Raw genomic sequence first — 22,636 nt, 5'->3', positions numbered from 1 at the left:
AGGGCAAGGTCGGCTTAGGCGCGTTCGCCGTTTTCAGCCTCATCGTTGTTTTCACGGGCGCGTTCGTCCATGAACTGGTCAAACTCGGCCTTGTCTTTGGCGTCGCGCAGGCGGCGCAGGAAGGATTCGAATTCCTGTTGTTCGCGCTCGAGCCGGGCCAGGGTGTCGGACTTGTAGGCGTCAAACGCGCTATTGCCGGACGGCTTCATGGCGCTCATGTGGCTGTGCCAGGATTTGCGACGACTGCAGGATTTGCTGAACATGCGTTTGCTCCAGATCATATAGGCAAGAAGAGCCAGGCCAACGGGCCAGAAAAAGATGAAACCAAGGACCATGGCGGCGATCCAGGCCCCTTTGCCCTTGTCATCCATCCAGGCTTCGGCACGAGAGAGCCACCCCGGATTTTGTGGGACGGCGTGGTCGGACAATGCGGTCATTTGGGTTCTCCGGGTTTGATGTAAATTGCTTTCACATTGTCTAGATGGGGGCTGAAGTGCGGGTTGCAAGGGGGCGATGTAAAAATGATTTACATTTTGTAATTTGCGGTGGTTGACCTTGCTGTGGAACGGGCGCACTTTCCGCCTATGCAACATATTGAAAATACGACACCTCCGACGCTGGATGAAATTCTGAACCTGGAAAAGCAGGTTTGGACCGCCCTGATGGAAGGCAATGCGGCTGCAGGCCGGGCCTTGCTGAGCCCAGATTTTCTTGGGGTTTATCCGACGGGGTTTGCGAACCGGGATGATCACGTGGGACAGTTTGCCGACGCTCCGACGATGGCGCGCTATGAGCTAAGCGACACCCGGTTGCGGGTTTTGACCTCGGATATCGTTCTGCTGTCGTACCGGGCCGAATATCAGCGACCCAAGGCCGAGGGTTGGGAGGCGATGCTAATCTCGTCGCTTTGGGAGCGGCGGCATGACGTCTGGGTCAACAGTTTCAGTCAGGATACGCCCCTGGAGGGGAAATGACTGGACCTCATTCCATTCAGCGCCTGCCACGTGCATTCGACCAGTCGCTTGGCGATGATGCGCGCGCGGCGGTCAGCGGCATTACATCCGAACAGGGCGAGTTGATCGCAGGGGCAGCAGGGTCCAGCCCCTATCTGAAAAACTTGATCGATCACGAAAACGATTGGTTGGCCTCAGCGTTGCAAAACCCCGATGACGCGCTGGCCGACGTTTTGCAGGCTGCGCGAATGCTACCTCCGGATCAGTTGAAACCGGGGCTGCGGCTGGCCAAGCGGCGGATGGCGTTGCTGACCGCTCTGGCTGATTTGGCGGGCGCTTGGCCGTTGGAAAAGGTGACCGCGGCGCTAACCGATTTTGGCGCGTTGGCGGCGGATGTGGCGGCCAAGGCCGAGATCGCCAACCTGATCCGGCGCGGCAAACTTCCGGGCATGGGGCCGGACGATGTCGAAACCGCCGCCGGGATGATTATCCTGGCGATGGGCAAGATGGGCGCACACGAGTTGAATTACAGCTCGGACATCGACCTGATCGTCCTGTTCGATGAGACGCGGTTTGATCCCGATGACTTCTACGAAGCGCGGCAAGGCATGGTGCGGGCGACACGCAATTTCTGCGCCACGCTCAGCGATAAGACGGCGGATGGGTATGTATTCCGCACTGATCTGCGCCTGCGCCCGGATCCGGCTGTGACGCCGGTCTGTATGGCGGCTGAGGCAGCCGAGCGGTACTATGAAAGCCTGGGCCGCACGTGGGAGCGCGCGGCCTATATAAAAGCACGCCCATGCGCTGGCGATATTGCGGCAGGACAACGGTTTCTGGATACGCTGCGCCCCTTTGTCTGGCGGCGTCACCTGGATTTTGCCGCCATTCAGGACGCTCACGACATGCGCCTGCGCATACGTGAAAATAAGGGAACCGGCGGTGCTCTGACCATTCCGGGTCATGACATGAAACTGGGGCAGGGCGGTATTCGAGAGATCGAATTCTTTACCCAGACCCGCCAGTTGATTGCTGGGGGTCGAGACCCTGACTTGCGCGTGCGCGGTACGGTGCCCGGATTGGCGGCGCTTGCCGAAAAGGATTGGGTCCCGCAGGACGTGGCCGACAAGCTGACCGATCACTACCGTGCCCATCGTGAGGTCGAACACCGTATCCAGATGATCCATGACGCTCAGACCCACAAGGTGCCGCAATCGCCGGACGGGATAGAACGCGTCGCTTGCCTGATGGGGATCGACGTCGACGAACTGACCCGTGACCTGACCCACAGGCTGACCGAAGTGCACGACCTGACCGAAGGCTTTTTTGCGCCCGGTTCCTCGACGCGCGCGCCAGTTGGCGAGGTGGATTTTGACCAGAACGTTCTGGCCCGCTGGACGACATATCCCGCACTGCGATCGCAACGCGGCGCGCGGATTTTCGAACGTCTCAAGCCCGAGCTGCTATCGCGTTTGGCAAAAACGGCGCAACCGGACGAGGCGCTGCGGGCGCTGGATGGTTTTCTGTCAGGCTTGCCCGCCGGCGTTCAGCTGTTTTCACTGTTTGAGGCCAACCCCCAACTGATCGACCTGCTGATTGATATTGTCGGGACATCCCACGCGCTTGCGGCGCATCTGTCGCGCAATGCATCGGTGTTTGATGCGGTGATCGGCGGGAGTTTCTTTAGCGACTGGCCGGGACAGGCCACGCTGCAGGCGGATCTGGATCAGGCCCTTTCAGAGGAAACAGATTACGAAAGCCAGTTGGATCTGGCCCGCCGCTGGTGCAAAGAATGGCACTTCCGCGTTGGCGTTCATCACCTGCGCGGGCTGATCGATGGTGAACAGGCGGGGCAGCAATACGCTCAGCTTGCCAGCGCTGTGATCGCTGCGATCCTGCCGCGTGTGTCCGAACAGTTTGCCCGTAAACACGGTCCGGCCCCGGGGCGCGGTGCAACCGTGCTGGGCATGGGATCCCTTGGGGCGGGGCGGATCAACTCGCAATCCGATCTGGATATGATCGTGATCTACGACCCTCTGGATCAGGATATGTCCGACGGCCCGCGCCCATTGGCCACCCGCACCTATTATGCCCGGTTCACGCAGGCACTGATCACGGCCCTTTCAGCCCCGATGTCGCAGGGGCGGCTGTATGAGGTCGATATGCGCCTGCGTCCGTCAGGCAATCAGGGGCCGGTGGCGACAAGTTGGGCCAGCTTTACCAACTATCAGCAGAACGAGGCCTGGGTCTGGGAACACCTCGCCCTGACACGGGCCCACGTGATCGCCGGAGACGAAGGTCTGGCCGAAGACATCGAGGCGTTCCGCACAGGCTTGCTGTCGCAACCGCGTGACCAGCAGAAGGCCCTGCGCGAAGTGGCCGAGATGCGCGCCCGCTTGGCCGCAGCCAAATCACCTGCGGGGATCTGGGACGCCAAGAACGGCCCCGGCCGGATGATGGATATCGAACTGATGGCTGAAACCGGGGCGCTGTTGTCAGGCGTGGTGCAGCGCGATGTGCATTCCGGTTTGGACGGAGCCGTCGCTGCTGGTTTGCTGGATGTCGCTCAGGCGCAAACGCTAAAGGACTGCTACGACCTATGCTGGTCCGTACAATGCGCGGCGCGCTTGTTGTCCGGCAAGGTCATCGAAGCTGACAAGGTCGGCGAGGGCGGATCTGCCTTCCTGTGCCGCGCGACTGGATTTGAACAGGTTGAACAGCTGCAAAGCGCGCTGCAAGACAACTACAGCACGGCCGCCGGGATCATTGGCGGCGTGATCAGGGACGAAGATGATGGCGCAGAGTAAAGATCCAAATGATCACAAAGGGTTGATCCGCGAAGCGTACCGGATCGAAGGCATCACGTTGCCTGAATGCCGCAGCATCTTTCTGGACTGGGCGCTGAGCCTGCCGGCTGAACGGGACCAATCCCAGGCGCTGATCGATCTGCATGCCGCCTATTCCCTACAGGACGCGGATCACCCGATGACGCAGGTGTTGGCCGAGGGGTTGCAATCTGCCAAAACCCCCAAGCGGCGGGGCGGTTGGCGATCGCGCGACCGCTAGGGCTTTTCCCTCGGGGTATTCGCGACTATGAGGGCGTCATGACCCAAACTGCCGATCACCCCCGTATCCGCCTGAAACCCAAAGCCAACGCACGTGGCCTGCGCCACGGTTTTCCTTGGGTGTATGCCAATGACATCGTGACGGACCGTCGGACACGCAAGATCCCGGCAGGGGCACTGGCGGTGCTTGAGGATGACAAACGCGCGCCCATTGCACTGGTTGCGGTGAATCCTGACTCCAAAATCATGTGCCGCGTTCTGGACCGCGATCTGGACGTGCAACTGGACGCCGCGTGGTTCGAAACCCGCCTGCGCCGCGCGCTTGAGATGCGCGAACGCCTGTTCGACGCACCCTGTTATCGCCTGATCCATGCCGAAGCGGACGGCTTTCCCGGCGTCATCATCGACCGGTTTGGCGATGCCTGTGTGATCCAACCCAATGCCGCGTGGGCCGAGGCGCATCTGGAAACTCTGACCGAGGCTCTGGTCACTGTCACCGGCGTGACTACCGTGCTCAAAAACGCCTCGGGCCGGACCCGAGGACTGGAAGGCCTGGATGATGTGAACCTCACCCTGCGTGGCACAGCCCCCGATGCGCCGCTGCCGGTGCCGATGAACGGCGCCACGTATATGGCCGACCTGACAGGCGGCCAAAAAACCGGGCTGTTCTACGACCAAAGGCCCAACCATGCCTTCGCGGCGCGGCTGGTCCAACCCGGCGCGCAGGTATTGGACGTCTTCAGCCACGTGGGTGGCTTCGGACTGGCCATGCTGGCTGGTGGTGCAGGGCAAGCGCTGTCTGTGGATGGATCTGCAACCGCGCTGGATCTCGCGACCAAAGGGGCCGAGGCCTCTGGTTTTGCTGACACGTTCCAAACCCGCCAAGGCGACGCCTTCGAGGTCCTGACCCAATTGGGCGAAGAGGGCGCGCAGTTCGACGTCGTCATCTGCGATCCGCCCGCCTTTGCGCCTTCGAGACAAGCGCTGGACGCGGGCCTGCGCGCCTATGAACGTGTGGCCCGCTTGGCGGCAGCTCTGGTCAAACCCGGCGGCTATCTGGGCCTGTGCTCGTGCTCGCACGCGGCTGATCTGGGCCGGTTCCGCGACGCGTCCTCTCGTGGGATTGGTCGGGCAGGGCGACAGGCGCAACTGATCCATACAGGCTTTGCCGGACCCGACCATCCACAACTGCCGCAACTGGCTGAAAGCGGCTATCTCAAAGCCGTGTTCTACCGGCTGTGAAAGCAGTTCTGGATACCTGCGTCATCTACCCTACGGTGATGCGAGAGATGCTGCTCGGCGCTGCCAAACTAGGCCATTTTACCCCCGTGTGGTCGACGCGCATCCTCGAGGAATGGGCGCGTGCGGCCCGTAAGCTGGGCCCAACAGGCGAGGCTCAGGCACGCGCCGAAATCGCACTAGCGCAGACCAATTGGCCGAAAGCCGAGTTTCCTGCGGCAACCAATGTCGAACAGCGGCTCTGGCTGCCGGACAGCGCAGATATCCACGTTCTGGCAACGGCCGTTGCATCCTCGGCGGACGTGATCGTCACTGTCAACGCCAAGGACTTTCCCCGAAACATCCTGTCCGAGGAAGGGCTGGACCGCCGTGATCCGGACAATCTGTTGCACGGCTTCTGGCAATCCGATCCCGACGGCATAAGCGGCACAGCCAGCCGTGTCCTGGCCGAGGCCAACCGCCTGTCGGGCGACCAATGGACCTTGCGCCCGCTGATGAAAAAAGCCCGTCTCCCACGCCTGGGCAAAGCGCTCTCTACGTAATCGGGATCCAGCTTCATTTGGCTAATACTATCCCGGAGAGCGCGATAGGCTGGCCTCCCGCTGCTAGATCAGCCACGGTTCCAACGCTGCTCTAATGCCTCCAGGGCAGCGATCCGTTCGTCTGTTTTTGGATGGCTCATCAACCAGGCGGGTACAACGCCAGAACGCTGCTGCGTCAGGTCTTCCAGCTTGTGAAACAGCGACTTCTGCGGCCCGATTCCGATCCCGGCTTTGGTTAGCAAAGCGGCGGCATACTCATCAGCTTCATACTCATCACTGCGCGACAGGCGCGACGCCAGCAGGTGTGTTAGCATATTGGCAATCCACGCGCCGATAAACGGGATAAAGCGGTTCAGCAGCATCATCAAAGCGGCCCGCAGCGCATTCTGCCCGGAAAAGTCGATCATCCGACGGCGCGCATGCCCCAGCGCCACGTGACCGAGCTCATGCGCGATGACGCTTGCCATTTCTTCGGCGGAAACCTCACCGCTGCGAAATTTGCGATAGAATCCACGCGTGATGAAAATCCGACCGTCAGGTGCCGCCAGACCGTTCACGGGGTCAATCTCGTAGATGTAGACCGGCACCCGGTCGATCTCTAACGCTGCAGCCAGCCGGTCGGTCATGCGTTTCAGGGCAGGGTCGGCCAGCTCAGTCGATTTTGCATCCAGGTCCCTATGGGTGCGCCAGACAGAAATCCGGTACATCACAAGGGCATAGGCAATGGCCAGCAGGATCGGGGTCAGACGAAGCATATTACAAATATGGTTCCGGGCAGGGGATTAGGCAACCGCGCTTGAGCTTTTGTGCCATAAAGGTGAATACGTCCAATTCTCGCCCATTTTCCCGCATAGCACGAATTCGATGCAAGGTTTTCTACAAGGTAGATTTTGTTATGAAGAGTTTCTGTTTGCGGGCGCACAAATTTTGCCTGAAATCATTGGGGATGTACGGCATTCTTCTGTCTTTGGCGTCGGCCGGAGCACTGGTTGTTGGCTTATCTAAGGGGTTCCACATAGGACCGTTGGTTTTGTCCACGTCAATTGCGTTAGGTATCAGTATGGCAATGGCAATTTCGAAACTGACGCCAAACTGGCTGGCTGACCCGGCTGGAACGATCAAAGCCTTCGCCATATTTGTGGGCTCGGCGCCGGTCACTCTTCTTTTCGGGATCGTCAGCATTACTGTAGTTATGCCCATGGAATTGGACACTTCACTGGGTAAGTCTCTGTCTATTCTGATCGCGCTTCCTGCTTTGGCCTTGGGGACTGTTTTGGGCTGGACCGCCCTGTTTTATGGAATTCTGCCAGACAAAAGCCAGCCCAGTCCTTCACCGCAGCCCAGCGCCGCACCTCAGTCGCCACCGACTACAAGCGCCGAATTGCGAAGCCTACGTCAGTCCCGCATGAGTCGATGAGTATCAAAGAAACGCGCCCATTCACCTCGGCTTAGTCGTCGTCTCGGCGGGCTTGCACGGCGCATTTTTACAATCAACATATCGTCACAGTGTGAAACACAGCGGTTGCCAGACTTGTCGTAGGGCAGACCGCGTCATAACTTTGATATTATGTGGTCATTTGCCGATATCCGACCAGCCTATAGCCGGGCTGAACGAGTCAGTGATGGCATTGTTCATGTCCTTGGCGTTGCGGCGGCAATTGTTGCTGTTCCGGCGCTGATCGCGTTGACTGCCCTATACCGGACCGAGCCTGCCGCGGTTCTTGGGGTCTCGGTCTACGGCTTCACGCTCATCCTGATGCTGTCGTTTTCGGCTTTGTACAACATGGTGCAATCTGACAGATGGGGCGAGCTGCTGCGCCGCCTCGATCACTCTGGGATTTATGTCAAGATTGCAGGTACTTACACACCATTCATCTTACTTTCCGGTGCCCCAATGACTGGGCTCATGATCGGTCTTTGGTCATCTGCGACCCTTGGATCAATCCTGAAAATGATCGACCCGCACCGGTTCCGTTGGTTCGGTTTGGCGCTGTATGTGTTGATGGGATGGGCGTCCGTTTGGGCAGGTCAATCACTACTCGCAGACTTGTCGCAACCAGTTGTGGCGCTGATGATCACCGGAGGCATCGTCTATACCGCGGGCATCGCCTTTTATCTTCTGGATTGGTTGCCGTTCCACAACACGATCTGGCATGTCTTCGTTCTGACAGGCAGCGTGTTGTTTTTCCTTGCGGTTTCGTTCCGCATTGCCTGGGCGCCGGTCCTGCAGATCTAACGGTCAGCGGGTTAGTTCCCGCATCCCCTGTTCCAAACCGGCCAGCGTCATCGGCACCATGCGGTCCTCGAAAACCTCGCGGATCATGCCGATGGAATGGGTGTATTCCCAGTACTTTTCCGGCACCGGATTGATCCACAGATTTGATGTCCACTGCTCGCGCGCGCGCTGCAGCCAGACCTGACCGGCTTCTTTGTTCCAATGTTCGTTCGCGCCGCCGGGATAGGCAATCTCATAAGGGCTCATCGAGGCGTCGCCGACGAAGATGCACTTGTAGTCTGAACCATAGGTGCGCAGTACTTCGTGGGTCGGAGTCTGCTGATCCCATCGGCGGTGATTGTCACGCCAGACGCCTTCATACAGGCAGTTGTGAAAGTAGTAATATTCCAGATGCTTGAACTCGGTTCTTGCAGCGGAAAACAGCTCTTCGACAACTTTGATATGTGGATCCATCGAGCCGCCCACATCCAGAAACAACAACACTTTGACTGCATTGTGACGCTCGGGGCGGGTTTTGACGTCCAGATAGCCATGTTCGGCGGTGGCGCGGATGGTTCCGTCCAGATCCAGTTCCTCGGCCGCACCTTCGCGGGCCCAACGACGCAGGCGTTTCAGCGCGACCTTGATATTGCGGGTGCCCAGTTCAACCGTGTCGTCCAGGTTCTTGAATTCGCGCTTGTCCCACACTTTTACGGCGCGCTGATGACGGCTTTCCTTCTGGCCGACCCGCACACCTTCGGGGTTATAGCCATAAGCCCCGAACGGCGACGTCCCAGCGGTGCCGATCCACTTGTTGCCACCCTGGTGGCGGCCTTCCTGATCCTTGAGACGCTCGCGCAACGTCTCCATCAGTTTCTCAAAGCCGCCCATGGCCTCGATCTCGGCTTTTTCTTCGTCTGACAGGTGTTTCTCGGCCATCTTGGCCAGCCATTCGGCAGGGATATCGACAGCTTCGAGCACCTGATCAAAGCTGATCTCTTCCAGACCTTTGAAGCTGGCGGCAAAAGCTTGATCGAACTTGTCGATATTGCGCTCGTCCTTCACCATCGACACGCGGGCGAGATAATAGAACGCCTCGACATCATAGGTCGCCAGACCCTTTTTCATGCCTTCCAGAAAAGTCAGATACTCGCGCAGTGATACGGGAATGCCAGCTTTGCGGAGGTTTTCGAAAAAGGGCAGAAACATGCGTTAACCCACCAAACGAACCAGGATCAGGGAAAGCACCAGACCTACAATGGCAAATGCGATGCCGTAACCGGCCGCATATTGGGCAATATCCGCGCCGCTGCCATTGCGTTTGCGAGCCTTCATCGCGCCAAGGATCGCCCCCAATAACGCCATTCCCAAAACTACGACCATGCGTTACCCGCCTCTGTTGTTGGTGGACGGACCTTCGGCAACTTCCTGCATCAGCGACCGGACCACGACTTCCGAGCCAAAGCCGTATCGCGCCCATGCAAGACTGTCCAGTCTGACGGTACGTGCCTGTTTCGGGCGTCCGGCCTGATTGAGCGCTTCGGATTTCAACAGTAACAGAGTGGCCAATTGAGAGGCGTTTTCGGCCCGCGACATGACAGCAATTGCCTTGTCCAGTTCGGGCAGGATCTCTGGTCCTTTTCCTTGCGAAAGCGCGAAGGCCGCGGTTTGCGTTGTCACATAAGCCTGATGAATTTCAGTTCCCGGAGCAGAGCGCAGAAATTGCATGGCAGTTTCGTAGTGTCGGATCGCTTCTTGCGGATTGTCGAATTGCGCCATGCGGCCAAGAATATAATGCGGATATGCCCGTCGATGGTCGGTCCAGCCCTGTTCCTGCCCGATCTGAACCGCTCTTTCTGCAGCTTTCACCCGGTTGCGTGTGCTTGGCCTTGATCCAAGCGACTTTTGGACGGCATTGATCCACTCGCGCGGGGTGTCCGAAACAGGTTGCGCGGGCAAGGTGTCGCCGCGCGGGTTCAGCCGGCTAAGGATGCCGGGCAGGACGGCCTGGACTTGCTCACGCGTCATGCCGCTGCGCAATTGGGGCGAATAAGCCGTGCGCAGGATCAGCATGTCAAAACCGGTCAGAATGGTGTGGATATTGTCGTCGTTGAACACCGAATCCGGCAGGTGGTACAGATCATTCAGCGGCCCCAGTGCCTGCGCCAGTTCCTCGTGCAGGCAGTCGCGCTTTTCCTGCGGGCTCACGTCATAGGGAATGAAAATGCCCAGCCGTTCGCGGCTGCGCAGCGCGGTCCAGCTGCTTTTCCGTTTGCGCCGGTCCTGTCGATATTCCTCAAAGCTGGATGCGTTGGGAACCACGAAACAGGCGGCTTGCGGCAGGATTCGCTGGATCTGCTCCTGGCTGACGGCCTCGATTGTTATGTTGGCCTGGCCACCCGTTATCTGGCGAATGTCGATCCCGGCCTCGCGTTGCAGACGCGTCAACAACCGGGTCAGATCGCGCTGCATTGACGGTGTGGGTGATCCCGTAAGCCGAACGGTGACGGGGCCCTCGAACCGGGTGAAGACGGGCAGGGTGGCGCCGCCTTCGAGCGCGAAGTGCAAAGAAAGAAAATCGGCTGCAATATTAGCGTTCGACCGGGCGGGTGGTCTGGGTCGGGTTGACGTGAACGCTTTGGCGGGCGGCAGGTTTGCCTCGATGGCCTTAACGCGTGTTGGCGGTTCAGGGGGGGCAACCGCGGTGCATCCGGCGACGGCAAAGCCAAACAGGACCGCAGCGACCCTGATCATGGGCGTTGATACCGGATAAAGGGCGTTTGCTTGCCGATCCTATCATAGAGCTTGCGCGCCGTGTGATTGAACTCCTGCGTCAGCCAATAGACAGAAGGAGCGCCTTTCCGGTCGGCCTCGTCATAAACTGCCTGTATCAAGGCGCCGCCAACGCCGGTTCCGCGCGCCTCGGGCCGGGCGAACAGGTCTTGCAGGTAGCAAACGCTTTCTTCTTTCCACGCATGGCGGTGAAACAGGTAATGGGTCAGACCGACAAGCTGACCATTCGCTTCGGCCACGAAGCAGGAAAAATCGTTGGGATCATTGCCCAGCAACCGTGCGAAGGTGCTGTCATATGTTTGATCCGGCACGGTCGTTTCATAAAACGCCAGATAGTCGCGCCACATCTCGGCCCATTCGGCGCGATCTTCGGGCAGCAGCGCCCGGATATTGAGGGTGTCAGACAAGCAATGGCTCCTATGTCGTCAGGCCGAACTGCCCGACGACGCCGGACGGTCTTTTAGCCAATGCTGACACCGCCCCCCCCGCAAGGCAAGCGGGGATCACCAAGTGTTCAAATTTCTCAGCGTTTGCTGCGCGCCATGAAGGCGAGACGTTCAAACAAGTGAACGTCCTGTTCGTTTTTCAGCAGCGCGCCGTGCAACTTGGGCAACGCATTGGCCCCGTCGCGCTTGAGGTCTTCGGCGGTCAGGTCTTCGGCCAGCAACAGCTTGAGCCAGTCCAACACTTCCGAGGTCGATGGTTTCTTTTTCAGCCCCTGCGTTTCACGGATTTCGTAAAACTGGGTCAGCGCTGTGGTCAGCAATGCATCCTTGATACCCGGGTGGTGCACGTCGACGATACGGCGCATGGTCGCCTCATCCGGGAAGCGAATGTAGTGGAAGAAACAGCGCCGCAGGAACGCGTCGGGCAGTTCCTTTTCGTTGTTCGAGGTGATGATCACGATGGGGCGGTTTTTGGCTTTGATGGTGTCCCCGGTTTCATAGACGTGGAACTCCATCTTATCGAGTTCTTGCAACAGATCATTGGGAAATTCGATATCGGCCTTGTCGATCTCATCGATCAGCAGCACGACCTTTTCATCGGTCTCAAAGGCCTGCCACAGTTTACCCTTGCGAATATAGTTCGACACGTCATGTACACGCTCGTCACCCAATTGGCTGTCGCGCAGGCGGCTGACCGCGTCATATTCGTACAGGCCTTGCTGCGCGCGCGTGGTGGATTTCACGTTCCACTCAATCATCTTCAGCCCCAGCGCGCCTGCTACCTGTCTGGCCAGTTCGGTCTTGCCGGTTCCGGGTTCACCCTTGACCAGCAGGGGACGTTCCAGCGTAACGGCAGCATTCACTGCAATTGTCAGGTCATCGGTGGCAACATATTCGGCTGTACCTTGGAAACGTGCGGTCATGGGCCCCTCATTCAATATCGCGCGGCATGTGTCTTTGGGGTTATAGCGGGGTGAAAAATTTGACAAGACAGGTCGCAACGTCGCGCAGCGCGAAATTGACGTGCGACTCCAATGCCTTTGGTTGATTCGGATGCTAACATCGGGCACGACAATTTTGGGAACGCCCCAAAAATGCCTGTCAATTTTCACAGAAAAACAAGGATTTGTTGTTTAAAGTCTCATATTTAGACGACCTGAAACAGCACGCAGCCGGGCTAAGTTTCCATAGTGACATTCCCCCCGCTGTCGGATAAACGCTCCGCAGAAGGGGATTGCCGCATGTCAGGTGAAGCAAAGGTGACCGGCGTTGCAGGCCACACCGAGGGAGCAAAAATGAAGCAGGAAGTATTTCTGCCAGAGGATTATCGTCCAGCCGAAGACGAACCATTCATGAACGACAAGCAGTTAGAGTATTTTCGTCGTAAGCTGCTGGATTGGAAAACTGAACTTTTGGCAGGCAGCCGCGATACGATCGAAGGGCTGCAGGACAACACTCGCAACATTCCGGACGTCGCAGACCGCGCAAGCGAGGAAACTGATCGTGCGCTGGAACTGCGGACACGTGATCGCCAGCGCAAGCTGGTGGCCAAGATTGACTCGGCCCTGCGCCGGATCGACGAAGGCGAATACGGATATTGCGAGAAGACGGGCGACCCGATTTCGCTGAAGCGTCTGGATGCGCGCCCGATTGCGACCATGACGCTTGAGGCACAGGAACGCCACGAGCGCCGCGAAAAGGTCCACCGCGACGATTGATCGCTGGAAAAATCAGAATTCTCAAACGCCGGGGTCTTTTGCTCCGGCGTTTTTGCTTTAAGCCAGTGATATGAATATCAACGGTCTGAAATTTGGCATCATCGGCGGTGGTATCGGTGGGATCGCCGCCGCTCTGGCGTTGCGGCAACGCGGCGCTCAGGTCGTGGTTTTTGAGCAGGCAGCTGAATTGACCGAGGTCGGCGCCGGTTTGCAGATCAGCGCCAACGGAATGGTTGTACTGCGTGCCCTGAACGTTGTGGGTGAAACACCCGAGGCGGGCCAGCGGTCCTACGGAACGGTGTTGCGCGACTACCGGGCAGGTCGGTCTGTTAGCGAGATACCGGCCCCAGTCGCTGGGCCTACCTATTACTACCATCGTGCTGACCTGGTGGAATTGCTGCACAAGGCAGCGCTTCGGGACGGGGTCGAGTTTCAACTGGGCGCACGAGTTGCGCAGGTGCGCAAACATCCCTCCGAAGCCGAGGTTATTCTGGAAGATGGTACAAACCTGCGCGTTGATTGTGCGATTGCCGCCGACGGTGGGCGAAGCACGATCCGGGCAGACCTGAACGGGCCCGAAGCACCGAAATTCACCCATCAGGTGGCCTGGCGGGCGACGATTCCTTGGGCGCGTCGCGATCACAAACCCAGCGCCGTTCTGACGATGGGACCGGGCCGGCATGTCGTAACGTATCCTCTGCGTGATCACACTTTGATGAACGTTGTCGCGATCGAGGAACGATCCGATTGGCAGGAAGAAGGCTGGCGCCGACGCGGCGACCCCGAGGAACTGCGCGCTCGATTTTCCGACTTTGGCGGCGTGGTCGGGGAAATCCTGGGGCAGGTACAGGAACCCCACATCTGGGCGTTGTTTCTGCGACCCGTCGCAGAACGCTGGCAGAACGGGCGCATTGCATTGTTAGGGGATGCGGCTCACCCGACACTCCCATTTATGGCGCAGGGTGCCTGTCTTGCGCTTGAAGATGCGTGGGTCCTGGCCCGATCTTTTGATGACCAATCCGGGATAGAGCAGGCGCTGTCCACTTATGAAACCCGCCGTCACCGAAGGACGCAGCGTGTGGTTTCTGCGGCCGGTGCCAATGCCCGAAATTTCCACCTGCGCGGCCCGATGCGGCTGGCCGCACAGGCGGCTCTGATGGCGGTAGGGCCACGATTGTCCCGGAAATACGACTGGATATACAGCCACGACGTGACAGCGTGATCTTTCAAAGGTCCAAATCGATCCAGACCGGGACGTGGTCCGAGGGCTTTTCATGCCCGCGTATCTCGGCATCAATCCTGCAATCGCGCAACAGATCGGCGGCCTGCGGCGTAAGCAGGAAATGGTCGATACGGATCCCGTCATTCCGGTTCCAGGCACCGGCTTGGTAGTCCCAGAACGAATAATGCTCAGGACCTTGGGTGACGGCGCGGAACGCTTCCGTGAACCCCAGATTCAGGATTTTGCGAAACGCGGCGCGGCTTTCCGGCCGGAACAGAGCATCTTCGCGCCACGCATCTGGACGTTTGGCGTCTTCGGCCTGCGGGATGATGTTGTAATCGCCAGCCATCACCGCGGCCTCTTCGCTCGCCAGCAAATCGCGCGCGCGGTCATATAGCCGCTCCATCCAGGACATCTTGTATTCGTATTTCGGACCCGGCACCGGGTTACCGTTCGGCAGGTACAGACCGCAGATCCGAAGGGCTTTTTTGCCAATGACGGTCGCCTCAATCCAACGGGCCTGTTCGTCCTCGTCGTCACCAGGAAGGCCCCGAGTCACATCTTCAAGTGGCAGCTTGGACAGGATCGCCACGCCGTTGAAGCTCTTTTGCCCGTGGGTTTCGACGTTGTAACCGCGCTCTTCAAACAGCTCGCGGGGAAAATTCTCGTCGATCGACTTGATCTCTTGCAGCAAAACGATGTCCGGCTGCGCGTCATCCAGCCAACGGGGCAGGGCTTCGGCTCGCGCTTTGATGCCGTTGATGTTGAACGTGGCGATTTTCATGCGCGATCCTCCGGCTGGCTGCCGGTTGATCTATCCCTCAACCGCGCGGGCAGGGCAAGGTCACATTGAAAATGAAGTGCCGCAGCCGCAGGAAGAGGTAGCGTTGGGGTTCTCGATCACGAACCGCGCGCCGATCAGTTCCTGCGTAAAATCGATCACCGCGTTTTCCAGAAACGGCAACGAAATCGCGTCGACGATCACTTTCTGGCCTTTGCCTTCCAGCACAAGGTCGTCTTCTTTCGGTTCGTCCAACGCGATTTCGTATTGAAATCCGGAACATCCGCCGCCTTCCACTGCGACGCGCAGGGCTTGTCCCTGATCGGCTGCACCGATCTCGGCGAGACGTTCAAAGGCGCGTTCTGTAACTGTGGGGGGCAGATTCATGCCAAACTCCAAAGGTTTATTTCCTTTACGCCTTACAATATAGAAAGTGCAAGGACAGGCGACAAGGACAAGGCCTTTGAACATAGCGGGTTTTGCCTCGAACCCAGGCCGCGCCAGGGGGCGGCTTGTGCCAGAGGAGGAAAGCAGTTTCCGGTCATGCTTTCAACGCGACAGGGACCGGATCATTCACGCCAGCGCGTTTCGGCGGCTTAAGCACAAGACACAAGTGTTTGTTGAGCACGAGGGCGACAGCTATCGTACGCGCCTGACCCATTCTATCGAAGTTGCGCAGGTCGCGCGAACAATCGCCGGAGCTTTGGGCTTGAACGGCGAACTGACCGAGGCCGTGGCGTTGGCGCATGATCTGGGACACACACCGTTCGGACATACGGGCGAAGATGCCCTACATGCGCTCATGGAGCCTTACGGCGGATTTGACCACAACGCACAGGCCATTCGCATCGTCACGAAGCTGGAACGCCACTATGCCGAGTTTGACGGATGCAACCTGACATGGGAGTGCTTAGAGGGGATCGCCAAGCATAACGGGCCGGTCACCGGTGATTTGCCGTGGGCGCTGGCCGAGTGCAACGCGGGTTTCGATCTTGAGCTGTACACTCATGCCAGTGCCGAAGCACAAGTTGCCGCCCTTTCGGATGACATAGCCTATAACAACCATGACCTGTTGGACGGGTTGAGGGCGGGTCTGTTCACGGATGATGAAATCGGGCAATTGCCTATCGTCGGTGACTGCTATGCCGAGGTGGATCGGAGATATCTGGGTTTGGATTCTTATCGGCGCCGGCATGAAGCGCTGCGCCGTGTTTTCGGCGTCATGGTTTCCGATGTGATTGTCACGTCGCGTGGGCTGATCACGAGTTCGGGCGCGGAGACCGTCGAGGAAATTCGCAATATTGGTTATCCGGTGATCCAGTTCTCGGGTGGCTTGTGGGCGCAACTCAGGGAAATCCGCGCCTTTTTGTTCAAGCAGATGTACCGCGCGCCCAGCGTCATGGACGTGCGCGCCGAGGTTAGCAAAGTCGTGGAAGATCTGTTCCCAATCTACATGAACGATCCGAAACAGATGCCCGCGCGCTGGCATGAGGATATTGAGGCGGCCAGCGATGAAACAGCGCTGGCGCGGATTGTCTCGGACTACATTGCAGGAATGACCGACCGATTTGCCCTGCAGGATCACGCAAGGCTGGCTGGTGCCTGATCACTCGACCCCGATGTAAGCCAACGCCCAGACCTGCTGGCCCGACTGTTCGGCGGCCAGGTCGGGGTCATCGGTCGGGGGGAAGACGATCATAGTGGGGCCGTAGCCGCCAACACCCATCGGCGCACCGTCGGCGTGTGTCGCGACGATGGGTTGATGGGCGGTTATGCTGTCCCAAGGAATTTCAGACTGATAGCCATCCATGGCCATTGGCTTGGCGGTTTTTCCTTCGGCCCCGGCCATGATCAACAGGTCCGACAGGCGTGGCCCGGAAAAGGCGATGTCGCTCTGATTGTCTTCCGGGCCGTAAGGAATAGTGATTTCAACCTGCTCCAGTCCGTCCAACATGGCCGCATCAAAGCCGGCGGCTCCGTCGTGCTGAACCTCCAAGTATCCCAGCAGACCGCCAACGTTTTCACCACGGGCTGGCAGGTTGGTTTCCGTGACCGCTCCGCCAAGGGTCAAAAGTACATGGCCTTGCGGTTCAGGCATGTCGGCCCAAAGCGGCAGGGCAGAGGTCAGAACGAAGGCGATTGGCAGGGCAAGGCGCATAGGGGTGTCTCCGGCTTGAATTTCCACCGACGTTAGCTGAGTCTACCGCTAATCCAAGCCCAAACTGATCGCTTCCATTGACCTTGCCGCTTTGCGTGGTAAACCGCCGGGCAAGCAAAAGGACATCCGAAATGAACCTGTTTTCCGAGATCCGCGGCCTCGTGCTGGACGCGCTGGCGCAGATGCAGTCCGAAGGCGCATTGCCCGAGGGGCTGAGTTTTGACAACGTGGCAGTCGAACCGCCGCGTGATGCAGCGCATGGCGATATGGCAACCAACGCCGCGATGGTGCTGGCGAAACCGGCCAAGATGAAGCCGCGCGACATCGCTGACGTGTTGGCCGGAAAGCTGGCTGCTGATGATCGGATCACCAGCGCCGAGGTGGCCGGGCCGGGGTTCTTGAACCTGCGGCTTGCGCCGTCTGTGTGGCAGAGCGTTCTGGCCGCTGTGCTGGAAAAGGGCACGGATTATGGCCGTTCCAACATGGGGCATGGCCAGAAGGTCAACGTCGAGTATGTCTCGGCCAACCCCACAGGCCCGCTGCATGTGGGCCATACGCGTGGTGCCGTGTTCGGTGACGCGCTGGCAAGCTTGCTGGCGTATTCGGGCCATGACGTGACACGTGAATACTACATCAACGACGGGGGCGCGCAGGTAGATGTACTGGCGCGGTCCGCGTATGAGCGCTATCGCGAGGCCAACGGGCTGAGCCCCGAGATCGCCGAGGGGCTGTACCCTGGTGACTATCTGATCCCGATCGGCGAGGCGCTGAAAGAGAAATACGGCGACAGCCTGATCGACAAGCCGGAAAGCGAGTGGCTGGAAGAGCTGCGCGAGTTTTCGACCGATGCAATGATGGATCTGATCCGCGCCGACCTGAAGGCGTTGGGTGTTGAGATGGATGTGTTCTATTCCGAAAAATCGCTTTATGGCACCGGAAAGATCGAGGCTGCGCTTAAGTCCCTGACCGATAAGGGCTTGATCTACGAAGGTGTGCTGGAACCACCCAAAGGTAAAAAGCCCGAGGATTGGGAGCCGCGCGAGCAAACCCTGTTCAAATCGACCGAGCATGGTGATGACGTCGATCGGCCGGTCAAGAAATCGGACGGCAGCTGGACCTATTTCGCCCCGGATATCGCCTATCACTATGACAAGGTGACCCGTGGCTTTGATGCGCTGATCGACGTGTTTGGTGCGGACCATGGCGGCTATGTCAAACGGATGAAGGCAGCTGTTTCGGCCCTGTCCGATGGCAAGGTGCCGTTGGATATCAAGCTGACGCAGCTGGTAAAGCTGTGGAAGAATGGCGAGCCGTTCAAGATGTCCAAGCGGGCAGGGAATTTTGTCACCCTGCGCGATGTGGTTGATCAGGTGGGGCCGGATGTGACCCGTTTCGTCATGCTGACGCGCAAGAACGATGCGCCGCTGGACTTCGATTTCGACAAGGTGCTGGAACAAAGCCGCGAGAACCCTGTGTTCTACGTGCAATACGCTCATGCCCGTGTCATGAGTGTACTGCGCCGTGCCGCCGAGGCGGAAATCGCTACGGATGATGCGACCCTCAAGGGTGCTGACCTGGGTAAGATCGATCATGCCTCGGAACTGACGGTCGCTAAAAAGCTGGCAGAATGGCCGCGTCTGGTCGAAATCGCCGCGCGCACCAATGAACCGCATCGGGTTGCCTTTTACCTGTATGAGCTGGCGGGTGACTTCCACGCGCTCTGGAACAAGGGCAACGATGAAATGCAACTGCGATTCATTCAGGATGGCGATGTTGCCACAAGCCAATCAAAAATCGCATTGGCCCGGGCCGTTTCTGTTGTGATTTCAGCGGGCTTGGGTATTCTTGGCGTCACTCCGGCGCAGGAGATGCGGTAACTAACACCGCCCGACGCGCCGGTACGAGGTAGGCAAGAAATGACCCGCGCGCCACTTTTTCAGGCGCAATCGGGCGGTGAGGCGGACATGGCAAGTTACGATTACTCGGGGCAGATGCGCCCTGAGGAGATGCATTACACGAATCAGCCACATCCTGAGGATGGGTATGAGTATCCCGACGACTCCTATGGCTATGAACATGCTCCGCGAGGGGCAGGGCTGGGCCGTATCGTCAACGTCATGGGTGCAGTAGCGTCGCTGGCACTGGTCGCCGGGATCGGCGTCTGGGGCTTCAAGTTGGTGATGCGCGACGTTAGTGGCGTGCCTGTTGTTCGCGCCATCGAAGGGCCAATGCGCATTCAGCCGGAAAACCCCGGCGGCACCCCGGCCGATCACCAGGGTCTGGCCGTCAATGCCGTGGCAGCCGTTGGAACGGCAGCGCCGCCAGCAGATCGCCTGATCCTCGCGCCGCGCCCGGTTTCGCTGACAGACGAAGATACGCCTGTTGAACCGCTGAAGCCGACGCAGGCCGTGCATGTCGTCGAAGAAGAGATCTCGGATCAAGAGGCTGCGCAGCTGCGCCAGAATACAGTCGATGCCCTGGTTGCCGAATTGGCCGGTGGGGCGGCGAAAGCGAATGAACCGGCAGAGCAGGGCGTACAACTCGCCTCGTTGGCACTGCCCGAGGAAGAGCCCGCCATTGATCCTGCTGATCTGGCCGCACAATTGCCGGACCCGGAACTGGCGGCGCTGCCCGGTGTTCGCCGGTCCCTGCGTCCGTCCACGCGGCCAGCCCGAGCGACGCCAAGCGGGATTTCATCAAACAGCAGTACCGAAGCTGCGATCAACGCCGCTGTCAAAGCCGCCGTTGGCGTGGACGTGGATCCGAATACCCTTTCCAAAGGCACGCGCATGGCCCAGCTCGGTGCGTATGAAAGCTCGGATGTGGCCCGTGCGGAATGGGATCGCATGAATGGCCGCTTTGGAGAGTATATGGATGGAAAACAACGTGTTATCCAGAAGACCTCAAGTGGCGGTCGGACATTCTATCGTCTGCGTGTTCTTGGGTTTGATGACCTGAGCGACTCGCGTCAGTTCTGTGCCGCTCTGGTCGCACAAGGTGCAGACTGTATCCCGGTTGCCGTTCGGTGACATTCGGCGCTGCGATCACCGATGCCGAAGGGCTGCGCCTGACGTCAGAGGAAAAGAGACTATTCCAGCAGATGAACCCCTTCGGGTTCATTTTGTTTGCGCGCAACATAGATACAGCTGAACAAGTTCGTGCCCTATGCGATGATTTTCGTGAAGCCATAGGGCGCAATTGCCCTATCACCATTGATCAGGAAGGTGGCCGTGTGCAGCGTCTGCGCGCGCCATTGGCACGCGAATGGATGCCGCCCCTGGATCATGTGGGTCGCGCAGGGGATCAGGCGGAACGCGCTATGTACCTGCGGTATCGACTGATCGCAAAAGAGCTGTTCGAGCTTGGCATTGACAGCAACTGCGCCCCGATAGTCGATTTGGCCCGCGACGATACCCATGCGTTTTTGAAGAACCGCTGTTATGGCTCTGAACCCAAACGGGTTTCAACTCTTGGGCGCGCTGTTGCCAAAGGCCATCTGGATGGGGGTGTTTTGCCGGTGCTTAAGCACATGCCGGGGCATGGATTGGCAACGCTGGACAGCCACCATGACCTGCCGCATGTGGACCTGACACAGGACCAGCTTGTGCAAGCGGATTTCGAACCGTTTCGGGCGCTGAACGATCTGCCGATGGGGATGACGGCGCATCTGGTCTATGACCGGATTGATCCACAACCGGCCACGATTTCGTCTGCGATGATCGGTCTGATCCGCGATAAAATTGGTTTTGACGGTCTGATCATGACCGACGATATCTCGATGAAAGCGCTGAGTGGTGCGCCCGAAGACATTGCGCGTCAGTCACTGGCCGCAGGGTGCGACGTGGTTCTGCACTGTAACGGAACGTTCGACGCGCGTGCCAAGGTGCTGGAAGCAGCCGGAGAAATGACCGGGCAAGCGCAAAAGCGCGCGGAAAGGGCGTTGTCGATGCGACAGAAGCCTGTGGAACTTGACATCCAAGCGGCCGAAGCGGAACTATCTGCCCTAATGGGCGGGCAGGTATATGAACGATAATCTCTTTAGCGAAGACCCGGCCTCGGTCGCGGATCGTCTTGCGGCAGAGGCGTTGATTGTTGATGTCGACGGGTTCGAAGGTCCGTTGGATGTATTGTTGACCCTGTCGCGAACCCAAAAGGTCGACCTTCGGAAAATCTCGGTTCTCGCGCTTGCGCAGCAGTACCTGTCCTTTGTGGAAAAGGCGCGCGCGCTGCGGATTGAACTGGCGGCGGATTATCTGGTCATGGCCGCCTGGCTGGCCTTCCTTAAATCCCGGCTTTTGTTGCCACCGGATCCGGATGACGAAGGCCCCTCGGGCGAGGAACTGGCCGCTCACCTGGCGTTCCAGTTGGAACGCCTGCAAGCCATGCGCGACTCTGCCGCGCGTCTCATGGCCCGTGATCAACTGGGGCGCGATTTCTTCAAACGCGGGCAGGGTGAGGATATCACGCGTATCCGCACCGTGACTTACTCTGCCACGCTGTTGGATCTGATGCAGGGATACGCCCGTATCCGAACTCGTGACGAGTTCCGCCCCTTTGTTATGGACCGCGATTCAGTGTTCACAATGGAACAAGCGCTAGAGCGGATGCGCCCGCTGATCGGGTTTGCCGGTGCTTGGACAGATATGGAATCCTATCTGCCCGAGGGCTGGGACGCTGACCCGGTGCGTCGCCGCTCGGCCACTGCAGCGACCTTTGCTGCCTCGCTTGAGCTGGTGAAAGAAGGACATATGGAGATGAAGCAAACCGAGACGTTTGCACCGATCCATTTGCGCAAGAGGACTGACACACGTGACTGACGAACCGCAAGACGAAGGCACCGGCACTCTGTTCGAAGCGCCACCCCTGGCGGAGCAGGAGCGCATGGTCGAGGCTGTGCTGTTCGCCAGTTCCGAGCCAGTGACGATCGCCGATCTTGAGGCGCGGATGCCGCATGGCAGCGACGCGGCGCAAGCGGTTGAAATTTTGCAGAAACGGTACGAAGGCCGCGGTATCCGCGTTGTCCGCGTGGGTGAGGCCTGGGCCATTCGCACCGCCCCCGATCTGGGCTTTCTGATGCAAAAGGAAACGGTTGAAACCCGAAAGCTGAGCCGCGCAGCCATCGAAACGCTGGCCATCGTCGCCTATCATCAGCCCTGCACCCGTGCCGAGATCGAAGAGATCCGGGGCGTCTCGGTTTCGCGCGGTACAATCGATCAACTGTTGGAAATGGAGTGGATCCGTCTGGGCCGCCGCCGGATGACACCCGGCCGTCCGGTCACCTTTGTTGTGACGCCACAGTTTCTGGATCATTTCGGGTTGGAAAACGCCCGCGATCTTCCGGGGCTCAAGGAATTGCGGGCTGCTGGGTTGCTGGAAAACCGGCCGCCCCCGGGCACGATGCCGTTGGGCGAAGGGCGTGATGACAGCGAAGATGAGGACCAGACCGAGCTGTTCGAGGAAGAGTGATAACTTGGCCCTTTTGTTGCCGTTGGAATCACCTATGT

Annotated in this window: 25 protein-coding genes; 15 read left to right on the top strand and 10 right to left on the bottom strand. The window is 58.8% G+C overall.

Features of this window, described 5'->3' with window-relative positions:
• Nucleotides 1-14: 14 nt before the first annotated feature.
• A complete protein-coding gene (locus DK510_RS06130; RefSeq protein ID WP_108858373.1) occupies nt 15-437 on the bottom strand; it encodes a DUF2852 domain-containing protein in 423 nt (140 codons plus the stop codon).
• Between the two features lie 147 nt (nt 438-584).
• Here DK510_RS06130 and DK510_RS06125 point away from each other — a divergent pair, with 147 nt between their 5' ends.
• From DK510_RS06125 to DK510_RS06105, 5 genes are read left to right on the top strand one after another with little or no spacing between them, the layout of a single operon-like run.
• Complete coding sequence (locus DK510_RS06125) at nt 585-974, top strand: nuclear transport factor 2 family protein (RefSeq protein WP_234998953.1); 390 nt, start codon at nt 585-587, stop codon at nt 972-974.
• A complete protein-coding gene (locus DK510_RS06120) occupies nt 971-3,760 on the top strand; it encodes a glutamine-synthetase adenylyltransferase (protein ID WP_109311354.1) in 2,790 nt (929 codons plus the stop codon). Before DK510_RS06125 ends, DK510_RS06120 begins: the two co-directional genes overlap by 4 nt.
• Complete coding sequence (locus DK510_RS06115; protein ID WP_109311353.1) at nt 3,747-4,019, top strand: hypothetical protein; 273 nt, start codon at nt 3,747-3,749, stop codon at nt 4,017-4,019. Before DK510_RS06120 ends, DK510_RS06115 begins: the two co-directional genes overlap by 14 nt.
• Nucleotides 4,020-4,057: 38 nt before the next feature.
• On the top strand, nt 4,058-5,260 hold the full coding sequence (locus tag DK510_RS06110; RefSeq protein WP_109311352.1) for an RSP_2647 family RNA methyltransferase: 1,203 nt from the start codon (nt 4,058-4,060) through the stop codon (nt 5,258-5,260).
• Nucleotides 5,257-5,799, top strand: coding sequence for an RSP_2648 family PIN domain-containing protein (locus DK510_RS06105; protein WP_109311351.1), 543 nt, complete (start codon nt 5,257-5,259; stop codon nt 5,797-5,799). The genes DK510_RS06110 and DK510_RS06105 overlap by 4 nt, the downstream gene beginning before the upstream one ends.
• 68 nt (nt 5,800-5,867) lie before the next feature.
• Here the strand turns inward: DK510_RS06105 and DK510_RS06100 are convergent, their stop codons facing one another.
• A complete protein-coding gene (locus DK510_RS06100; RefSeq protein WP_109311350.1) occupies nt 5,868-6,554 on the bottom strand; it encodes a M48 family metallopeptidase in 687 nt (228 codons plus the stop codon).
• A gap of 311 nt (nt 6,555-6,865) precedes the next feature.
• Between DK510_RS06100 and DK510_RS06095 the strand changes: the two genes are divergently transcribed.
• Both DK510_RS06095 and DK510_RS06090 read left to right on the top strand, forming a co-directional pair.
• A complete protein-coding gene (locus DK510_RS06095; protein ID WP_160116467.1) occupies nt 6,866-7,216 on the top strand; it encodes a hypothetical protein in 351 nt (116 codons plus the stop codon).
• 150 nt (nt 7,217-7,366) lie between these two features.
• The gene (locus DK510_RS06090) at nt 7,367-8,035 is read left to right on the top strand and encodes a hemolysin III family protein (RefSeq protein WP_109311348.1); all 669 of its coding nucleotides are present in this window, start codon (nt 7,367-7,369) and stop codon (nt 8,033-8,035) included.
• A 3-nt stretch (nt 8,036-8,038) separates the two neighbouring features.
• Here the strand turns inward: DK510_RS06090 and DK510_RS06085 are convergent, their stop codons facing one another.
• The 5 genes from DK510_RS06085 to DK510_RS06070 all read right to left on the bottom strand — a co-directional run bounded on the left by DK510_RS06085 (nt 8,039) and on the right by DK510_RS06070 (nt 12,176).
• Nucleotides 8,039-9,223: a VWA domain-containing protein gene (locus tag DK510_RS06085; protein WP_109311347.1), complete on the bottom strand. Its 1,185-nt coding sequence runs from the start codon at nt 9,221-9,223 to the stop codon at nt 8,039-8,041.
• Between the two features lie 3 nt (nt 9,224-9,226).
• On the bottom strand, nt 9,227-9,397 hold the full coding sequence (locus DK510_RS22950) for a hypothetical protein (protein ID WP_186437468.1): 171 nt from the start codon (nt 9,395-9,397) through the stop codon (nt 9,227-9,229).
• Between the two features lie 3 nt (nt 9,398-9,400).
• Nucleotides 9,401-10,768 (bottom strand): DUF2927 domain-containing protein, encoded by a 1,368-nt coding sequence (locus tag DK510_RS06080; RefSeq protein WP_109311346.1) that lies wholly within the window; start codon nt 10,766-10,768, stop codon nt 9,401-9,403.
• Nucleotides 10,765-11,214 (bottom strand): N-acetyltransferase family protein, encoded by a 450-nt coding sequence (locus tag DK510_RS06075; protein ID WP_370246206.1) that lies wholly within the window; start codon nt 11,212-11,214, stop codon nt 10,765-10,767. The genes DK510_RS06080 and DK510_RS06075 overlap by 4 nt, the downstream gene beginning before the upstream one ends.
• Nucleotides 11,215-11,330: 116 nt before the next feature.
• Nucleotides 11,331-12,176, bottom strand: coding sequence for a MoxR family ATPase (locus DK510_RS06070; protein WP_109311345.1), 846 nt, complete (start codon nt 12,174-12,176; stop codon nt 11,331-11,333).
• A 372-nt stretch (nt 12,177-12,548) separates the two neighbouring features.
• On the opposite strand from DK510_RS06070, the gene dksA reads away from it, so the two are divergent.
• Both dksA and DK510_RS06060 read left to right on the top strand, forming a co-directional pair.
• A complete protein-coding gene (gene dksA, locus DK510_RS06065; RefSeq protein ID WP_058274529.1) occupies nt 12,549-12,971 on the top strand; it encodes an RNA polymerase-binding protein DksA in 423 nt (140 codons plus the stop codon).
• Nucleotides 12,972-13,041: 70 nt separating this feature from the next.
• Nucleotides 13,042-14,193: an FAD-dependent monooxygenase gene (locus DK510_RS06060; protein WP_109311344.1), complete on the top strand. Its 1,152-nt coding sequence runs from the start codon at nt 13,042-13,044 to the stop codon at nt 14,191-14,193.
• 4 nt (nt 14,194-14,197) lie between these two features.
• Here DK510_RS06060 and xth read toward each other — a convergent pair whose 3' ends face one another.
• Nucleotides 14,198-14,977, bottom strand: a complete 780-nt coding sequence (gene xth / locus DK510_RS06055; RefSeq protein ID WP_109311343.1) for an exodeoxyribonuclease III — start codon at nt 14,975-14,977, stop codon at nt 14,198-14,200.
• 60 nt (nt 14,978-15,037) lie between these two features.
• On the bottom strand, nt 15,038-15,361 hold the full coding sequence (locus DK510_RS06050) for an iron-sulfur cluster assembly accessory protein (RefSeq protein ID WP_058277565.1): 324 nt from the start codon (nt 15,359-15,361) through the stop codon (nt 15,038-15,040).
• 76 nt (nt 15,362-15,437) lie between these two features.
• Between DK510_RS06050 and DK510_RS06045 the strand changes: the two genes are divergently transcribed.
• Nucleotides 15,438-16,580, top strand: coding sequence for a deoxyguanosinetriphosphate triphosphohydrolase (locus DK510_RS06045; protein ID WP_109311342.1), 1,143 nt, complete (start codon nt 15,438-15,440; stop codon nt 16,578-16,580).
• Here the strand turns inward: DK510_RS06045 and DK510_RS06040 are convergent, their stop codons facing one another.
• Complete coding sequence (locus tag DK510_RS06040) at nt 16,581-17,132, bottom strand: hypothetical protein (protein WP_109311341.1); 552 nt, start codon at nt 17,130-17,132, stop codon at nt 16,581-16,583. It lies immediately after the preceding gene.
• Between the two features lie 131 nt (nt 17,133-17,263).
• Between DK510_RS06040 and argS the strand changes: the two genes are divergently transcribed.
• From argS to scpB, 5 genes are read left to right on the top strand one after another with little or no spacing between them, the layout of a single operon-like run.
• Nucleotides 17,264-19,009, top strand: coding sequence for an arginine--tRNA ligase (argS, locus tag DK510_RS06035; RefSeq protein ID WP_109311340.1), 1,746 nt, complete (start codon nt 17,264-17,266; stop codon nt 19,007-19,009).
• A 39-nt stretch (nt 19,010-19,048) separates the two neighbouring features.
• Complete coding sequence (locus DK510_RS06030; protein ID WP_234998951.1) at nt 19,049-20,161, top strand: SPOR domain-containing protein; 1,113 nt, start codon at nt 19,049-19,051, stop codon at nt 20,159-20,161.
• Nucleotides 20,158-21,165 (top strand): beta-N-acetylhexosaminidase, encoded by a 1,008-nt coding sequence (gene nagZ / locus DK510_RS06025; protein ID WP_109311339.1) that lies wholly within the window; start codon nt 20,158-20,160, stop codon nt 21,163-21,165. The genes DK510_RS06030 and nagZ overlap by 4 nt, the downstream gene beginning before the upstream one ends.
• On the top strand, nt 21,155-21,949 hold the full coding sequence (locus DK510_RS06020) for a ScpA family protein (RefSeq protein ID WP_058274503.1): 795 nt from the start codon (nt 21,155-21,157) through the stop codon (nt 21,947-21,949). Before nagZ ends, DK510_RS06020 begins: the two co-directional genes overlap by 11 nt.
• Nucleotides 21,942-22,598 (top strand): SMC-Scp complex subunit ScpB, encoded by a 657-nt coding sequence (gene scpB / locus DK510_RS06015; RefSeq protein WP_108858389.1) that lies wholly within the window; start codon nt 21,942-21,944, stop codon nt 22,596-22,598. Before DK510_RS06020 ends, scpB begins: the two co-directional genes overlap by 8 nt.
• Nucleotides 22,599-22,636: the final 38 nt, after the last annotated feature.

It is taken from the genome of Ruegeria sp. AU67 (assembly GCF_900312795.1).
In the GTDB taxonomy this organism is placed as follows: Bacteria; Pseudomonadota; Alphaproteobacteria; order Rhodobacterales; family Rhodobacteraceae; genus Ruegeria; species Ruegeria atlantica.
The sequence above is the reverse complement of the archived record's forward strand: the minus strand, read 5'-3'. Positions and strand labels throughout refer to the sequence as shown.

Coding starts and splice junctions, on each gene's coding strand:
- DK510_RS06130 (WP_108858373.1), bottom strand. CDS start 437: ATGACCGCATTGTCCGACCACGCCGTCCCACAAAATCCGGGGTGGCTC.
- DK510_RS06125 (WP_234998953.1), top strand. CDS start 585: ATGCAACATATTGAAAATACGACACCTCCGACGCTGGATGAAATTCTG.
- DK510_RS06120 (WP_109311354.1), top strand. CDS start 971: ATGACTGGACCTCATTCCATTCAGCGCCTGCCACGTGCATTCGACCAG.
- DK510_RS06115 (WP_109311353.1), top strand. CDS start 3,747: ATGGCGCAGAGTAAAGATCCAAATGATCACAAAGGGTTGATCCGCGAA.
- DK510_RS06110 (WP_109311352.1), top strand. CDS start 4,058: ATGACCCAAACTGCCGATCACCCCCGTATCCGCCTGAAACCCAAAGCC.
- DK510_RS06100 (WP_109311350.1), bottom strand. CDS start 6,554: ATGCTTCGTCTGACCCCGATCCTGCTGGCCATTGCCTATGCCCTTGTG.
- DK510_RS06095 (WP_160116467.1), top strand. CDS start 6,866: ATGGCAATTTCGAAACTGACGCCAAACTGGCTGGCTGACCCGGCTGGA.
- DK510_RS06090 (WP_109311348.1), top strand. CDS start 7,367: ATGTGGTCATTTGCCGATATCCGACCAGCCTATAGCCGGGCTGAACGA.
- DK510_RS06085 (WP_109311347.1), bottom strand. CDS start 9,223: ATGTTTCTGCCCTTTTTCGAAAACCTCCGCAAAGCTGGCATTCCCGTA.
- DK510_RS22950 (WP_186437468.1), bottom strand. CDS start 9,397: ATGGTCGTAGTTTTGGGAATGGCGTTATTGGGGGCGATCCTTGGCGCG.
- DK510_RS06080 (WP_109311346.1), bottom strand. CDS start 10,768: ATGATCAGGGTCGCTGCGGTCCTGTTTGGCTTTGCCGTCGCCGGATGC.
- DK510_RS06070 (WP_109311345.1), bottom strand. CDS start 12,176: ATGACCGCACGTTTCCAAGGTACAGCCGAATATGTTGCCACCGATGAC.
- dksA (WP_058274529.1), top strand. CDS start 12,549: ATGAAGCAGGAAGTATTTCTGCCAGAGGATTATCGTCCAGCCGAAGAC.
- DK510_RS06060 (WP_109311344.1), top strand. CDS start 13,042: ATGAATATCAACGGTCTGAAATTTGGCATCATCGGCGGTGGTATCGGT.
- xth (WP_109311343.1), bottom strand. CDS start 14,977: ATGAAAATCGCCACGTTCAACATCAACGGCATCAAAGCGCGAGCCGAA.
- DK510_RS06050 (WP_058277565.1), bottom strand. CDS start 15,361: ATGAATCTGCCCCCCACAGTTACAGAACGCGCCTTTGAACGTCTCGCC.
- DK510_RS06040 (WP_109311341.1), bottom strand. CDS start 17,132: ATGCGCCTTGCCCTGCCAATCGCCTTCGTTCTGACCTCTGCCCTGCCG.
- argS (WP_109311340.1), top strand. CDS start 17,264: ATGAACCTGTTTTCCGAGATCCGCGGCCTCGTGCTGGACGCGCTGGCG.
- DK510_RS06030 (WP_234998951.1), top strand. CDS start 19,049: ATGACCCGCGCGCCACTTTTTCAGGCGCAATCGGGCGGTGAGGCGGAC.
- DK510_RS06020 (WP_058274503.1), top strand. CDS start 21,155: ATGAACGATAATCTCTTTAGCGAAGACCCGGCCTCGGTCGCGGATCGT.